This is a genomic window from Nisaea sp., from assembly GCF_965216895.1.
GTDB lineage: Bacteria > Pseudomonadota > Alphaproteobacteria > Thalassobaculales > Thalassobaculaceae > Nisaea.
Map to the genome: position 1 here is coordinate 4,011,229 of NZ_OZ244205.1, position 14,997 is coordinate 4,026,225.

Annotated in this window: 13 protein-coding genes; 10 read left to right on the top strand and 3 right to left on the bottom strand. The window is 64.0% G+C overall.

The window, feature by feature from the left end; genetic code table 11:
• The first annotated feature begins 115 nt into the window (after window positions 1-115).
• Window positions 116-1,720 (top strand): 5-guanidino-2-oxopentanoate decarboxylase, encoded by a 1,605-nt coding sequence (locus tag ACOOE1_RS19025; protein ID WP_420403780.1) that lies wholly within the window; start codon window positions 116-118, stop codon window positions 1,718-1,720.
• Window positions 1,721-1,724: 4 nt separating this feature from the next.
• On the opposite strand, the gene ACOOE1_RS19030 is transcribed toward ACOOE1_RS19025, so the two are convergent.
• Window positions 1,725-2,534, bottom strand: a complete 810-nt coding sequence (locus ACOOE1_RS19030) for an acyl-CoA thioesterase (RefSeq protein WP_420403781.1) — start codon at window positions 2,532-2,534, stop codon at window positions 1,725-1,727.
• A gap of 340 nt (window positions 2,535-2,874) precedes the next feature.
• Here ACOOE1_RS19030 and ACOOE1_RS19035 point away from each other — a divergent pair, with 340 nt between their 5' ends.
• The 7 genes from ACOOE1_RS19035 (at window position 2,875) to ACOOE1_RS19065 (ending at window position 9,970) form a co-directional block, all read left to right on the top strand.
• Window positions 2,875-3,738 (top strand): methyltransferase domain-containing protein, encoded by an 864-nt coding sequence (locus ACOOE1_RS19035; protein ID WP_420403782.1) that lies wholly within the window; start codon window positions 2,875-2,877, stop codon window positions 3,736-3,738.
• Between the two features lie 141 nt (window positions 3,739-3,879).
• Complete coding sequence (ykgO, locus tag ACOOE1_RS19040; protein ID WP_193186635.1) at window positions 3,880-4,005, top strand: type B 50S ribosomal protein L36; 126 nt, start codon at window positions 3,880-3,882, stop codon at window positions 4,003-4,005.
• Between the two features lie 175 nt (window positions 4,006-4,180).
• On the top strand, window positions 4,181-5,668 hold the full coding sequence (locus tag ACOOE1_RS19045) for an FAD-linked oxidase C-terminal domain-containing protein (protein WP_420403783.1): 1,488 nt from the start codon (window positions 4,181-4,183) through the stop codon (window positions 5,666-5,668).
• Between the two features lie 72 nt (window positions 5,669-5,740).
• Window positions 5,741-6,790: a polyphosphate kinase 2 gene (gene ppk2 / locus ACOOE1_RS19050; RefSeq protein ID WP_420403784.1), complete on the top strand. Its 1,050-nt coding sequence runs from the start codon at window positions 5,741-5,743 to the stop codon at window positions 6,788-6,790.
• Between the two features lie 37 nt (window positions 6,791-6,827).
• Window positions 6,828-8,051, top strand: coding sequence for an FAD-binding protein (locus tag ACOOE1_RS19055; RefSeq protein ID WP_420403785.1), 1,224 nt, complete (start codon window positions 6,828-6,830; stop codon window positions 8,049-8,051).
• A 14-nt stretch (window positions 8,052-8,065) separates the two neighbouring features.
• Window positions 8,066-9,373: a glycolate oxidase subunit GlcF gene (glcF, locus tag ACOOE1_RS19060; RefSeq protein WP_420403786.1), complete on the top strand. Its 1,308-nt coding sequence runs from the start codon at window positions 8,066-8,068 to the stop codon at window positions 9,371-9,373.
• A 45-nt stretch (window positions 9,374-9,418) separates the two neighbouring features.
• Window positions 9,419-9,970 (top strand): tetratricopeptide repeat protein, encoded by a 552-nt coding sequence (locus ACOOE1_RS19065; protein WP_420403787.1) that lies wholly within the window; start codon window positions 9,419-9,421, stop codon window positions 9,968-9,970.
• Here the strand turns inward: ACOOE1_RS19065 and ACOOE1_RS19070 are convergent.
• Both ACOOE1_RS19070 and ACOOE1_RS19075 read right to left on the bottom strand, forming a co-directional pair.
• On the bottom strand, window positions 9,967-11,028 hold the full coding sequence (locus ACOOE1_RS19070; RefSeq protein ID WP_420403788.1) for a M48 family metallopeptidase: 1,062 nt from the start codon (window positions 11,026-11,028) through the stop codon (window positions 9,967-9,969). The two genes, ACOOE1_RS19065 and ACOOE1_RS19070, sit on opposite strands and share 4 nt — an antisense overlap.
• A gap of 4 nt (window positions 11,029-11,032) precedes the next feature.
• Window positions 11,033-12,196 carry a YjgN family protein gene (locus tag ACOOE1_RS19075; protein ID WP_420403789.1) on the bottom strand — a complete coding sequence of 388 codons (1,164 nt, stop codon included), beginning with the start codon at window positions 12,194-12,196 and terminating at the stop codon, window positions 11,033-11,035.
• Between the two features lie 167 nt (window positions 12,197-12,363).
• Here ACOOE1_RS19075 and ACOOE1_RS19080 point away from each other — a divergent pair, with 167 nt between their 5' ends.
• Together ACOOE1_RS19080 and ACOOE1_RS19085 are read left to right on the top strand one after the other, a co-directional pair.
• Entirely contained in the window at window positions 12,364-13,692 is a 1,329-nt protein-coding gene (locus tag ACOOE1_RS19080) for a dihydroorotase (RefSeq protein ID WP_420403790.1), read from the top strand.
• 134 nt (window positions 13,693-13,826) lie between these two features.
• Window positions 13,827-14,993, top strand: a complete 1,167-nt coding sequence (locus ACOOE1_RS19085) for an acetyl-CoA acetyltransferase (protein ID WP_420403791.1) — start codon at window positions 13,827-13,829, stop codon at window positions 14,991-14,993.
• Window positions 14,994-14,997: the final 4 nt, after the last annotated feature.

Genomic DNA, 14,997 nt, shown 5'->3' on the forward strand with positions numbered 1-14,997 from the left:
TAAGAAATTGTTGTTTTGCCGACGATAGCCCGGCGGATAGGGTCGCGTGAAGTGTCTGGCTCGGCACGGGTTCAGGCCCGGCGCGGCGCCAATCGAATCATCTGACGGGGGCGGAATGTCCGGGAAAAGCTGCGCCGACGTGATCGTCGGGCTTATGGAGAGCTACGGGATCGACACGATTTTCGGAATCCCGGGTGTGCATACGGTCGAGTTCTACCGGGCACTGACCGCAAGCGGCGTGCGGCATGTGACGCCGCGGCACGAACAGGGCGCCGGGCTCATGGCCTATGGCTACGGCCTTGCGACCGGACGCCCCGCCGCGATTTCCGTCATCACCGGGCCGGGGCTGCTGAACGCGGCAACGGCGATCGGGCAGGCCTACTCGGATTCCGTGCCTATGCTGGTCGTCGCCGCGAGCAACCAGAGTCACGAGCTGGCGATGGGGCAGGGCTTTCTGCACGAGATGCCGAACCAGCACGACGCGGCGCGTACCGTGACGGCCTTCAATCATGTTCTGAGGACGCCGGAGAACCTGCCGGAGGTTTTTGCGCAGGCCTATGCCGTGTTCGATAGCGGGCGTCCGCGACCGGTCGGGCTCGAGGTGCCGCGTGATCTGTTCGGGAAGTCGTGCCGGGCCGAGGACGCGGCCTGGCCGAGGACGCCGAAACCGGCGCCGCATCCGGAAGCGGTCCGCCGCGCGGCGGTGCTGCTGAGCGAAGCATCGCGTCCGGTGCTGTTGCTCGGCGGCGGGGCCAAATGGGCGGGCCGGCAGGCTCTGGCACTCGCGGAAAAATTGGGCGCGCTCGTCGTCACCACGAATGCGGCCAAGGGCGTTATTCCCGAAACGCACCCGCAGAGTGCCGGTTCCTCCCTGGAACAGGCCGCCACCCAACGGGCGCTCGCCGCTGCCGATGTGGTGCTCGCGGTCGGCAGTGAACTTGCCGAGACATCGTTCTGGACCCCGGCTCCCGATCTGCGTCTGGGAGCGAACCTCATCCGGGTGGACATCGATCCCGGCCAGCTCGTACGCAGCTTCCGGCCGGACCTGGCCGTTCTCGGCGACGCCGCGTTGACCCTTTCCGCGCTCTGCGGAGCGATCGAGCGGGCCGAGCCCGCGCAGGGAACCGCGCTCGCCGCGGCGCTCTGGCCGGAGGTCCGGAATGCAAGCGACACACCGGGAACCTCGAACCGCTGCCGTCTGCTCGATTTGCTGATGGAATATCTTCCGAAGGACTGCTTCATCTCCCTCGATTCGACCCAGGTGGCCTATACCGGTGCCTCCTATTTCCGGATCGAGCATCCGAACGGCTGGCATTTCCCCAACGGTTTCGGGACGCTCGGCACCGGTGTGCCGACCGCGATCGGTGCGAAACTCGGAGCTCCGGAGCGTCCGGCGATGGCCATCGCCGGAGACGGCGGATTGCTGTTCACGGCGGAGGAACTGATCGTCGCCGCCGAACTCGGCCTGCCGTTGCCGGTTCTGATCTGGAACAATGGCGGCTACGGGGAGATCCGGGACTCCATGATAGAGGCCGGCGTCCAGCCGCTCGGGACCGATCTGCTGGTGCCGGATTTCTCGGCGCTGGCGAAGGGCTACCGCTGTGGATATGCCGCGCCGGACAGTGCCGAGGAACTCTCCCGGGCGCTGTCCGAGGCCTTTGCCTCATCCGGGCCGACCCTCATCGAAGTGAGGGCCGACGCGGCCTTTCTGAAAGACTGAACGCTCAGTTGCCGAGCAGGGCCCGCGCCCGCTCGAGGATGTCCTCGGGCAGACGGGTCGGCTTGCGCGCGTCGAGATCGAGGTGCACGCCGAACTGGCTCAGTTCCGCGAGCTGTTTGCCGCGGGTGGTGTCGAGCAGCCGGTGCACCATGCGGATCGAGGACGAACCGACATGCGCGACCGTGCTCTCGACATGGACGAGGTCGCCGCTTTCCGGCCAGTGATCCATCTCGATCTGGAACTCGAAGGTCGAGAAGCCCCGCCGGTTTTCCCTGAGATAGCTCGGGCTCATGCCGATCGTCGCAAGGGCGTGGAAGCCGGAGCCGGAGAACTGGTGGATCAAGCCGCCGAGACCGAGTTTTCCGGTCCAGTCGAGGTCGCTCGGCCGCACCACGTCCGTGCCGGCGCGGATCCATTTTGCCGACTTTGGCGCGGGCGCCCGCTCTTCTTTCGCCGGACCATCCCATTCTGCGGGCGAACCCTTGAGGGGCGCGCCGTCCAGGGTCTGCTCCATGGTGGTGCAGAGGGCGCCGGTATCGGAATTGAACAGCCGGTGCGCGATTACCGGCCTCAATCCGGTGTCGATGATGCCGGTCTCTATATGGAACAGATCGCCTTTTCTAAGTTCGGCGTGATAGCGCGTGTAGCAATCGGTCGTTCGCGCCGCGCGCGGATCGAGACCGTTTTCACGCAGGTAGCGCCACGCGGCAGCCTCGAATTTCTCGTAGTAGTAGGCCACGGTGAAATGCTCGACCACGTCGCATTCCCAGGCTTTCACATCGCCGCGGTAAGTCTCTTGGAATTCGGATGTCATTCTTTCTGTCCGCTATCGGGGAAATCGGCAGCGGAGAATAAACGGGCAACCGTGCGGGACGTCAATCGCCGAGCTTGATGTCATGCTCCGGCCTCCGACCAGTCGGATGCAAAAGTCCTATGCCGAAGTCTTTCTATATATTAGTTAGGGTTCGGCAGTGGGGAGCAAATATGTATGTAAAATTGGACCGGCTCGCCTTGGTCTCAATAGGTTGTTAAAAACTCAGGGCTTATAAGAGACTGTAAAGACGCCTTGATACTTCCTGGTGGGGGACCTTTTGGCCGCAGTGACGCAAGGGAAACGCATTGTTCGGCATGTGCGACGCGCATGGTACGTGCTCTTGCGCGCGTTGTCCGTCGAGGAGCCGAAATTCCAGGTCGACTACGAGCCGGAAGAAGAGGAAGTCGTCGAGGAAGAGGTCCTCGGTCCCTGGCACCCGAAAGCGATCGAGATGATCGAGACGATCTGGGGCAAGGGCTTCAACATGCCGGGCGGCCCGCAGCATGTCCTGACCCTCGCCAAACCGTTCGCGCTCGATAACCAGATGAACTTGCTCGATATCAGCAGCGGCATGGGGGGAGGCACCATTGCCGTTTCGAGTCAGTTCGGCTGCTACGCGACGCTCCTCGAGAATGTTCCCGAACTCGCTGAGATTTCCCAGCGCAACATCGACATGTCCGAAGTGCGCTCGAAGATCAAACTGCAGGAATTCGATCCCGCGAAGATTGCGCTGAAGGCGAACAGCTTCGATTGCATCCTCACCCGCGAGTTTCTGTTCCGCACCGAGGACAAGACCCGGATGCTGCGGACAATCAAGCGGGCGATGAGGATGTACGGCCAGCTATCGCTCACCGATTTCATGCTCGCTTCCGACAAGGAGCCGTCGCCGTCACTCAAGAAATGGATCGAGACGGACCCGTTCCCCATCCATCTCTGGAGTGTCGAGCGCTATGAAAACGAAATCGAGGCCCTCGGGCTCGACGTCCGTGTGTCCGAGGATATCAGCAAGGAATACCACGTCTACATGACGCGGGCTTTCCAGAGCTTTATCGACCGCTACCAAGAGGGAAAGATAAAGGCCTCCAAGAACCAGCTCCCCATCCTCATGGGGGAGGTGGAGCGTTGGGCCCGGCTCGCAGCCCTGCTGGAAGCGGGCGAGGTGAAACTGCATCGTTATTTCGCGCTGAAGCCGGTCAAAGCCTGATCTTCGGGCGCCGGGCGCACGGCCTGAAAAAAGCCGGGATTTTTCCGGGATCAGGCGTTGACATCCTCCATCCGCCACCATATGTTCCGCGCTTCCCGAGGGCCGGAAGGTTCTCCCGACAGGATTTTTTGGACTCGTGTCATGAAAATCGCGAATTCGATCAAGACGCTGAAGAAGCGGGACCGCAATTGTCGCGTCATCCGCCGTAAGGGCCGGACCTACGTGATCAACAAGCAGAATCCGCGCTTCAAGGCACGCCAGGGCTGATCGCCCCGGACTTATCCGATCAAGGCGGCCGTCCGCAAGGACCGCCGCCTTTTTCATGTCCGCATTTCGGTTTCCATATTGCGGGATTGAATCTTCTCATCCGGAAATTGAGCGCCAGATTGCTCCCCGGACACGACGGCCCTATTGTGGCCGGAAAAGACCGCAGGAGAGCAACATGCTGATGCCGGAACCGGACCGTTCGGTGATGGAGCGCCGCGAGGAAATCGCCGCCGCACTGCGCGGCATCGTGCCGGGCGAGGGCGTGATCACCGCCTCGGACGAAATGCGCGTCTACGAGACCGACGGGCTCTCGGTCTACCGCCAGCTTCCGATGATCGTCGTCCTGCCGGAAACGACGGAACAGGTCGCCGCGATCCTGCGCTACTGCAAGCAGCAAGGCGTCAAGGTCGTGCCGCGCGGGGCGGGGACCGGGCTTTCCGGCGGCGCCCTGCCGCTCGCCGACGGCGTCCTGCTCGGGCTCGGCAAATTCAACCGCATTCTCGAAATCGACTACGACAATCGCGCCGTGGTGACTCAGCCGGGAGTGACCAATCTCGGAATCACCCACGCGGTGCAGGACGATGGATTCTATTACGCGCCCGATCCCTCGAGCCAGATCGCCTGCTCGATCGGCGGCAACATCGCGGAGAATTCCGGCGGCGTGCACTGCCTGAAATACGGGTTGACCACCAACAATGTGCTCGGTGTCGAGTTCGTCACAATGGATGGCGAGATCCTGCGCTTCGGCGGCAAGCATCTGGAAGCCGACGGCTATGACTTCCTCGGCCTGATCACCGGTTCCGAGGGGCTGCTCGGCGTCGTAACCGAAGTCACGGTGCGCATCCTCAGGAAACCATCGACGGCACGTGCCCTGCTGGTCGGCTTTCCGACGCCGGAAGAGGCGGGCGCGTGCGTCGCTGCGGTGATCGCGAACGGTATCATCCCGGGCGGCATGGAGATGATGGACAATCCGGCGATCAACGCCGCCGAGGATTTTGTCCATGCCGGTTATCCACGCGATGCCGGTGCGCTGCTGATCGTCGAGCTGGACGGGCCCGAGGTCGAGGTCGACTACCTGATCGGCCGGGTCAAGGAGATCGCTGAAGCGAATGGCGCGTCCGAGGTGCGGATCAGCGAGAACGAGGAGGAGCGGAACACTTTCTGGGCCGGCCGCAAGGCGGCGTTCCCGGCGGTCGGCCGGATCTCGCCCGACTATATCTGCATGGACGGCACGATCCCGCGCAAGAAGCTGCCCGAGATACTGAGCCGCATGAGCGAGATGTCGAAGAAGCACCGGCTGCGTGTCGCCAACGTGTTCCATGCCGGGGACGGCAACCTGCATCCGCTGATCCTGTTCGATGCGAACCAGGAAGGCGAACTGGAGCGGGCGGAGGCGTTCGGCGCCGATATCCTGACTGCCTGCGTCGAGCTTGGCGGCGTGCTGACCGGCGAGCACGGGGTCGGCATCGAGAAGCGCGATCTGATGGGAGAGATGTTCACCGAAACCGATCTCAACCAGCAGCAGCGCGTGAAATGCGCCTTCGATCCCGACGGCCTGCTGAACCCGGGCAAGGTCTTCCCGCAACTGCATCGTTGTGCCGAACTCGGCCGCATGCACGTCTCGGGAGGGCAGCTGCCGTTCCCGGACATCCCCCGTTTTTGATCTTCATCAATGCCGGAACAGGGAAAAAGGATCTCTACTGCGCCTGGGGGCGGCCGACAAGGGAGATCAGCAATGACTGAACCAGCAAAACCGGCGACGGCAGCGGTCAAGGCGAATGGCGCGACGAGACGCAGGGCGCCCGCGAAAGTGAAGCCCGCGCCGAGTCCCGAATCCGGCAATCCCGTCCATGCCGAGGCTCAGGCGGCGCGGCCCTATCTGGCGGAGATGCGGCATTCGCCCGAAGAGATCCGGCGGATATTCGAGACCGGGGAATATCCCTATCGGGAGAAAATGAGGCGCGCAGTCTACGAGCGCCAGAAGGCAAAGCTGCAGGCCGAACTTCTCAAGGCACAGCGATGGATCCAGGAAACCGGACAGAAGGTCGTCATCCTGTTCGAGGGACGGGACGCCGCCGGCAAGGGCGGCACGATCAAGCGCTTCATGGAGCATCTGAACCCGAGGGGCGCGCATGTCGTTGCGCTCGACAAGCCGAGCGAGCGGGAGAAGAACCAATGGTTCTTCCAGCGCTATATCGAGCATCTGCCGACCGGCGGGGAACTCGTGCTGTTCGACCGATCCTGGTACAACCGTGCCGGCGTCGAGCGGGTCATGGGCTTCTGCAGCCCGACCGACTATCTCGAGTTCATGCGCCAGACCCCTGTTCTGGAGCAGATGCTGACCCGCTCCGGTATCCGGCTCTACAAGTACTGGTTTTCTGTCACCCAGGCCGAACAGCGCCGCCGCTTCAAGGCCAGGCAGACCGATCCCCTGAAGCAATGGAAACTGTCTCCGATCGACATGGCCTCACTCGACAAGTGGGACGATTACACCGAAGCCAAGGAGGCGATGTTCTTCTATACGGACACCGCCGACGCGCCCTGGACGATCGTCAAGTCCGACGACAAGAAGAGGGCGCGGCTGGCTTGCATGCAGCACTTTCTCTCGTCGCTGCCCTATGACAATAAGGACCGGAAGGTGGTCCGCGGGCCGGATCCGCTGATCGTCGGATCCAGTGCCCATGTCTTCGGCCAGGACGAGCATATTCTCGGCAAGTCCATGCACCCGGACCTCAAGCGTGGCCGGCCTGTCGATGATGCTGCCGAGGGCGAGACAACCAACTAGGGCCGGCGAAACGGCCTGTGCGTGAGCGTGGAGAGATATGGCGTCTACATTGAAGCCGGATGATGCACGGCAGGTCGAGGAAGCGATTGCCTGGGCGGTTGCGAACGGAGAGCCGCTCGAACTGATCGCGAGGGGAAGCAAGCGGGCACTGGGCCGTCCGTTCCAGGCCGAGACGGTGCTCGATCTCTCAGCTTTCTCGGGCTTGATCGACTATGAGCCGGCGGAACTGGTGCTCACCGCCGGCCCCGCCACCCCGATGGTCGAAATCGAGAAACTGCTTGCCGAGAACAACCAGATGCTCGCCTTCGAGCCGATGGACCTCACCGCCCTGCTCGGAGGTGCCGCGTCCGAGGGCAGCCTCGGCGGATCCCTGATGATCAACAGCGGCGGGCCGCGGCGGATCAAGGCCGGGGCGGCGCGGGACCATCTGCTCGGTTTCGATGCGGTGAGCGGCCGGGCCGAGAGCTTCAAATCCGGCGCCCGCGTGGTGAAGAACGTCACCGGCTACGATCTGCCGAAGGTGATCTGCGGCTCCTATGGCACGCTCGCGGCGCTGACCAGGATCGATGTGAAGGTGCTGCCCAGACCGGAGAAGATTTATACGGTCCTCGTGATCGGCCTCGACGCGAAGCGGGCGGTCGAAGCCATGAGCGTAGCCATGAACAGCGCACACGAGGTCTCTGCGGCGGCGCATGTGCCGGCCGGTCTCAGCGCCAAATCCGCCGTCTCCTACATCAGGGAAGCCGGTGCCTCCGTGACGGCGTTGCGCATCGAGGGCTTCGGTCCTTCCGTCGAGCGACGCTGTGCGGAACTTCGCGAGGAACTCGCCGCCTTCGGTGCCATCGAAGAACTTCACACGATGAACAGCCTCAGCTTCTGGCTCGAGGTGCGCGACGTGCATTACCTCGTCGCGCCGATGCAGCACCCGGTCTGGCGGATCTCCGTGCCGCCCGCAGACGGGGCTGCTGTCGCCGCAGACCTCTCCGGTCTGGAGGGGGCGGCCTGGTTCTCCGACTGGGCGGGCGGTCTGATCTGGCTCCAGCTTCCCGCCTCGAACGATGCCTCTGCCGAGACGGTGCGCGCCGCGGTTCAGAATGCCGGCGGCCATGCCACGCTGGTGCGTGCGGAGAGGGACGCCCGGGCCGCAGTCCCTGTCTTTCAGCCGCAGCCCGCGCCGATTGCCGCGCTCAGCCGCCGCGTGAAGGAGAGTTTCGATCCGAAACGGATCCTCAACCCCGGCCGCATGTATGCGGGGATCTGAGGGAGCGACGAGAGATGCAGACGAATTTCACCCTCGCCCAGCTTGCCGATCCCGCGGTGAAGGAATCCGAGTCGATCCTCCGCAAATGCGTGCATTGCGGCTTCTGTACCGCGACCTGCCCGACCTTCGTGCTGCTTGGCGACGAACTGGACAGTCCGCGCGGGCGGATCTACCTGATCAAGGACATGCTGGAGAACGACAAGCCGGCCAATGACGAGGTCGTGCGGCATGTCGATCGCTGCCTTTCCTGCCTCTCCTGCATGACGACCTGCCCCTCCGGCGTGAACTACATGCATCTGGTCGATCATGCTCGCGCCCATATCGAGGAAACCTACAGCCGCCCGCTGCTCGACCGCGGCCTGCGCACGCTGCTGGCGTTCCTGCTGCCCTATCCGAACCGCTTCCGCTTCGCCCTGCTCGGCGCGTCCATGGCACGGCCCTTCGCGGGCCTCTTTGGCGACGCGCTCGGCGGTCGGATCAAGGCGATGCTGTCTCTGGCGCCGGAGCGGTTCCCGGTCCGGAGCCCGCTGGACAAGCCGGGCACGCACCCCGCATCGGGCGCGCGCAGGATGCGGGTGGCAATGCTCGCGGGCTGCGCGCAGCGGGCGCTCGCACCCTCGATCAACGACGCGACGATCCGCTTGCTGACCCGGCTCGGGGTCGAGGTGGTGGTGCCGAAGAGTGCCGGCTGTTGCGGCGCGCTGACCCATCACATGGGCAAGGAGGAGAGCGCGATGGCCTCCGCCCGGGCCAATATCGACGCCTGGGAGGCGCTCGAGGCGGAGGAGGGCGGTCTCGATGCGGTGGTGATCAATGCCTCCGGCTGCGGCACCACGGTAAAGGATTACGGCTTCTTGCTGCGCGGGGACAAGGCCTATGCGGAGAAGGCTGCGCGGATCGCCGCCAAGGCCAAGGACGTGACCGAGATCCTGACCGAAATCGGTCTGCCGGAGACCGCGGCGGGCGACGGCATGCGGGTGACGTATCACTCCGCCTGCTCCATGCAGCACGGGCAGAAGATCAAGAGCCTGCCGCAGGCGCTGCTCAGAAAGGCCGGCTTCGCGGTCTCGGATGTGCCGGAAGGCCATCTCTGCTGTGGCTCCGCAGGGACCTACAACATGCTCCAGCCGAAGCTCGCGACCCGTCTCCGCGACCGCAAGCTGGCGAATATCGCAAAGACCAAGCCGGAGGTGATCGCGGCGGGGAATCTCGGCTGCATTACCCAGATCGCCTCCGGAACCGGGGTGCCGGTCATTCACACTGTCGAACTGCTGGACTGGGCGACGGGCGGGCCGAAACCGGAAGTGCTCGACCAGATTTGATCGTCTTGGACTTGGCGTCATTCGCGGATGCGCTACCATTGAAGCATGCGCAATCTGTTTCTTGCCGCGATCCTTGCCTTTCTGTCCGCCGCTCCGGCAGCGGCCGACCAGACCGACCCGCGTCTGGATCCTCTTTTCGCGGAGCTTAAGGCCGCGCCGTCCGACACCGAGGCTCGACATATAGAGCGCGAGATCTGGGTCATCTGGTCGGAGCACGGGGCCGATGTCGAGGCGGAGATGCGCTTTAACGAAGGGCTCCTGCTGATGAATGCGGGGCATCTCGAACAGGCGATCCGGCTGTTCAGCATCGTGATCGAGGTCGCCCCCGATTTCGCCGAGGCCTGGAACAAGCGCGCGACCCTGCTCTATTTCACCGGCGACTTCGCGGGCTCGGTACGGGACATCGAACGCACGCTGGCCCTCGAACCCCGCCATTTCGGCGCACTTTCAGGGCTCGGACTGATCTACCAGCAGCTGGAGAGCGTGGATGGCGCCATCAAGGCCTTTACCGCCGCGCTCGAGATCAATCCGCACATGCCGCATATCAAGGAGCGGCTTGCCATGCTCAAGGAGCAGATGGCGGGCAAGCCGCTCTAGTCCGTCCTGTCGCAGATCCGTTTCAGGATCAGCCAGTCCTCCGGCGTCAGCGCCTGCCGGGTCCCCGTTCCCTGCTCGCGAAAGAATACAGCCCGGCCGTCGCTGTTCGGGTGCGTGCTGAAGTAGTCCGGCAGGAGGCTCGAGATGTTGCCCTTTGCCTTCATGCGCTCGAAAAACTCGGCCCCGCCGGACGGGTCCAGATCGAGTCGGTTGAGCAGGCGCAGGGCGTAGCGGTCCGCGTCCTGTTCGCTGTCCCTGGAAAAAGACAGGGACAGTCCGGTCTCGAAGACCGTTTGCCCGATCGTGCTTGTGCCGTCGAAGCCGAAGAGCAGGATTGAAACCGCGCCGAGAGCGTTCTGCCGCATCCAACGCTCGGTGTGATCGCGATGCACGACATGGCCGATTTCGTGGCCGATCACGGCGGCCAACTCGTTCGGGCTTCGCGCCCTCTCGATCAGCCCGCGCAGCAGCACGATGCGTCCGCCGGCGAAGGTGAGAGCGTTGACCATTCTCGAGCTGGTGACATCGACCGTGATCGGGTGCGGGAACTCTGCCGTCCTCAGCAGGCCCCCGACGAGGCCGCGCAGGATCTCGTTCGGGCGCTCGGCCGTGCATCTCTCGCCGATCATGAACGCGAGCGCGTCCAGGTCCGGGCGGTCGGCGGCCTCGAACGACCAGGGCATTGCCCGGGCCAGGCGGTCCATTACCGGCGGCACGAAGAAGTAGAGCCCGGCGATCAGGGCGAGAATACCAGCGGCGACTGCTGCGCCGATGCCGGTCTGCCGCCAGCGCTCGCTGCCGCGGTCGATCAATTGCGGTGCATACCGGCCGATCGACTCGGTGGCCCATGTTTCCTCGATGATCAGCCGGCTGTCCTGGTGCCGCTTGTGGGTGAAGGCGAGATGCGCCGCCGGCCGGTAGTCCCAGAGCCGGATCAGGTCCCCGTAGCGCCAGGCAAGCGCGCCGCGTTCTGTCTCGAAGGCGATGCCGTCGGGGCCGATGTCAGGCTCGATATCGTGGCGCTTCGGATTGGCGCCGTCGAAAAAGTGCGATCCCATGCGTCTAGGCCAGATCGAAATCGCCGAGGAAGCCCTCGCCGGTGGTGCCGGTATCGAATTCGGCCTGCACCAGTTCGTCCTCGTCGAGCTCGCCGAGGATCACGAGATGCCTGGCGAGGAACTTGCCCTTGCGCAGCCAGGCGATCGGCAGCAGCAGCCAGAAGGTCAGGTTCACGATCAGCGCATTGCCAAGGAAGAGGCAGAAAACCTGCCAGCGGGTCGGCTGAAAACTGAAGCGGGCCCGGCCGAAGCGGATCTTGCCGACGACGTTTTTCCAGAACACGACCAGATAGTTCAGATAGGCGAGCCCGGCGCAGAGCGCGAAGACAAACGCAAGACCGAACGAAATGTCGATGGCGGCGTGATTGATATTCTTCGTATTCAACTCGAGGGTCGTCGTGTCCGGATTCCCGGAAAGGGATGCGGCAATGACCTCACCGAAGAGGGTGAGATAGGGAACCAGGAAGCAGCCAAGGAACCCGAGGTAGAAGGCGAGGAAGACGAGGTAGGGCAGCCAGAGGCCCCGCGCGGTCGCCTCGAAAGCAAGCGGGCGGCCGCCGAATTTCGTGTGCTCGATCCGGTACTGCTGGATCCTGATATCCGCCCAGGGTTTCAGAACACCCAGCGATATGAGGATCAGGAAATAACATACGAGCACCCGGACGCCGTAGAGATAGGCCGCCCCGCCGACGGAGCCGCGTATCCCGCGCCACTGGGTCCGGTTCACCCGGTAGCGGTAGGCGAGGAAGCGCGCGGCGGAGAGCAGAAACACGGCGCCGATGCCGAGCAGGAGGTAGAGCGCGAAGAAGGCCGGATCGAGGCCGAGTTGGGGATCCAGCACGTTCGCGTTGATCCAGTTCGACGCGAAGAGGTAGGGCAGCAGGATCAGGATGAAGACTTTCAGGAAGCCGAGGAAGATCTCCAGTCCGGTGCCGGCATATTCGAGCGGCGAGCCATCCAGACGCATGCGGGGCCAGACCGCCCGGCGCACGCGGGTCAGGGCCCAGAAGCGGTAGACCATCAGGGTCAGCGCCATGAAGATCAGGTTCACGACATGCAGACCGATCAGCCCGCCCGCGCCGGTGGTGTCGAAGCTCAGCTTGTGCGTGGCAAGTTCCTTCTCGCCGGTCGGCCCGAGACTGCCGGCCCCGCTGCTCTCAAACGTCATGGATCTCCCCCGAACGCAATTCGACCCTAGTGTCCCCGAAGAATGTCGTAGCCGCTTGTGCGTGGTTCGTCACTTGTCTTGTTCGCGTCGCCCCGCGCTTGTGTTCATGGCACCTTGGAGGGTATCGCTAGCACTTCCGCGCGCGAACCGTCCGAAAGGCCCGCCTCATGTCCCACTACGATCTGATCCTGAAGAACGGCACCGTCGCCACGCCCGGGGCGATCGAGGTGATGGATGTCGCGGTGAAGGATGGCAAGATCGCGGGACTCGGCAGCTTCGATCCGGACCTGGCGCCTGAGGTGTTCGACGCCACCGGCCTGCACATCCTGCCCGGTGTGATCGACACCCAGGTGCATTTCCGCGAGCCCGGCGCCGAGCACAAGGAAGACATCGCCCACGGCACCATGGCGGCGGCGAAAGGCGGGGTGACGGCGATTTTCGAGATGCCGAACACCAATCCGCTGACACTGACGCCGGAGACCCATGCGGACAAGATCGCGCGGGGCGAGCGGGGCGGCTGGGTCGATTTCGCCTTCTTCGTCGGCGGCTCGGCGGAGAATGTCGGCAAGCTTCACGAATACGAAAACCTGCCGGGTTGCCCGGGCATCAAGGTCTTCATGGGCTCCTCGACCGGTAACCTCTTGGCGAAGGACGACGAGACGCTGGCGAAGATTCTCGCCGACGGTCGCCGCCGCTTTGCGGTCCATGCCGAGGACGAGTACCGGCTGGAGGAGCGCAAGCATATTGCCGAGAAGGAAGGCCATCCCCGCGTGCACAATATCTGGCGCGACGAGGAGACCGCGGTCCGCGCGACCAACCGGATCCTGAAGCTTTCCCGAGACGCAGGCCGTCCCGTGCATATCCTTCATGTGACGACGGCGGAGGAGATGGACATCCTCGCCGCCAACAAGGACGTGGCCACGGTCGAGGTGACGCCGAACCACCTGACGCTGGTTGCACCGGACTGCTACGAGGAACTCGGCAGCCGCGCGCAGATGAACCCGCCGGTCCGCGAGGAGCGGCACCGCGCCGCGCTCTGGCGCGCGATCGAGGAAGGCGTGGTTGACGTCATCGGCTCCGATCATGCGCCGCACACCCTGGAGGAGAAGGCGAAGCCCTATCCGCAGACGCCGAGCGGCATGACCGGGGTGCAGACACTGCTGGTCAACATGCTGAATCATGTGCACGAGGGCCGGCTCTCGCTCCGCCGCCTCGTCGAACTCACCTCCGCCGGCCCGCAGCGGGTCTACAACATCGCCTGCAAAGGGCGCATCGCGCGCGGCTATGACGCCGATTTCGCGATTGTCGATCTGAAGGCGAAGCGCACCATTACCAACGACTGGATCGCCAGCAAATGCGGCTGGACCCCGTTCGACGGCAAGCAAGTCACCGGCTGGGTGATGGCCACGCTGGTGCGCGGCCGGTTCGTGATGCGCGAGGATGAACTGGTCGGTGATCCGTCCGGCAAGCCCGTCCGCTTCGTCGAAACGCAGTGACCGCCGCCAGTTCCGGAATGTCACCGCTCCCATCCTGCACTGCAGCATTGTAGTCTGGGACTCGTCTGACGATTTCTGCTAGGGAGATCGAAATCCGCGTCTTGCGCGACGCAGAAACTCAGGGAGAAAGTCTCATGACCGGATGTATCGTCGGCTGGTCCCATCTGCCGTTCGGCAAGCATGAGGACGAAGATGTCGAGAGCATGATCGTCAAGGTCGCGGCCGAGGCCGTCGCCGATGCCGGCTTCGAGCCGAAGGACGTCGATGCGGTCTATCTCGGCCATTTCAACGGCGGTTTCTCACCGCAAGACTTCACCGCGAGTCTCGTCTTCCAGAGCTCCGACGATTTCCGCTTCAAGCCGGCGACCCGGGTCGAGAATGCCTGTGCCACAGGTAGCGCCGCGGTGCATCAGGGGCTGAACCTGATCGCCGCGAGGAAGGCGCGCGTCGTGCTCTGCGTCGGCGTCGAGCAGATGACCAGGCTGCCGGGCAAGCAGATCGGCGAGACGCTGCTGAAGGCGAGCTATCTGAAGGAAGAGGCCGGTATCGAAGGCGGTTTCGCCGGCGTCTTCGGTCAGATCGCCCAGGCCTACTATCAGCGCCACGGCGACCAGTCCGACGCTCTGGCGATGATCGCCTCCAAGAACCATGCGAACGGCGTGCACAATCCCTATGCCCAGATGCGCAAGGATCTCGGCTACGAGTTCTGCCGCAACGAGTCGGAAAAGAACCCGTTCGTCGCAGGACCGCTGAAGCGGACCGACTGCTCGCTTGTCTCCGACGGCGCGGCGGCGCTGGTGCTGACCGACGTCGAGACGGCGCTCGGCCGCGACAAGGCGATTGCCTTCCGCGCGGCGGCGCAGGTCAACGACTTCCTGCCGATGTCGAAACGCGACATCATCAAGTTCGAGGGCTGCGGCCAGGCCTGGAAGCAGGCGCTCGGGGCGGCGAACCTCTCGCTCGACGATCTCAGCTTCGTCGAGACCCATGACTGCTTCACCATCGCCGAACTGCTGGAATACGAGGCCATGGGCCTGACCGCGCCGGGCGAAGGCGCGCGGGCGGTCAAGGAAGGCTGGACCTACAAGGACGGCAAGCTGCCGGTGAACCCGTCCGGCGGGTTGAAGGCCAAGGGCCACCCGATCGGCGCGACCGGCGTCTCCATGCATGTCATGACCTCGATGCAACTGCGCGGCGACGCAGGCGACATGCAGGTCAAGGGTGCCAAGGTCGGCGGTATCTTCAACATGGGCGGGGCCGCGGTGGCGAACTACGTCTCCATCCTCGAGCCGCTGCGCTAAGCGG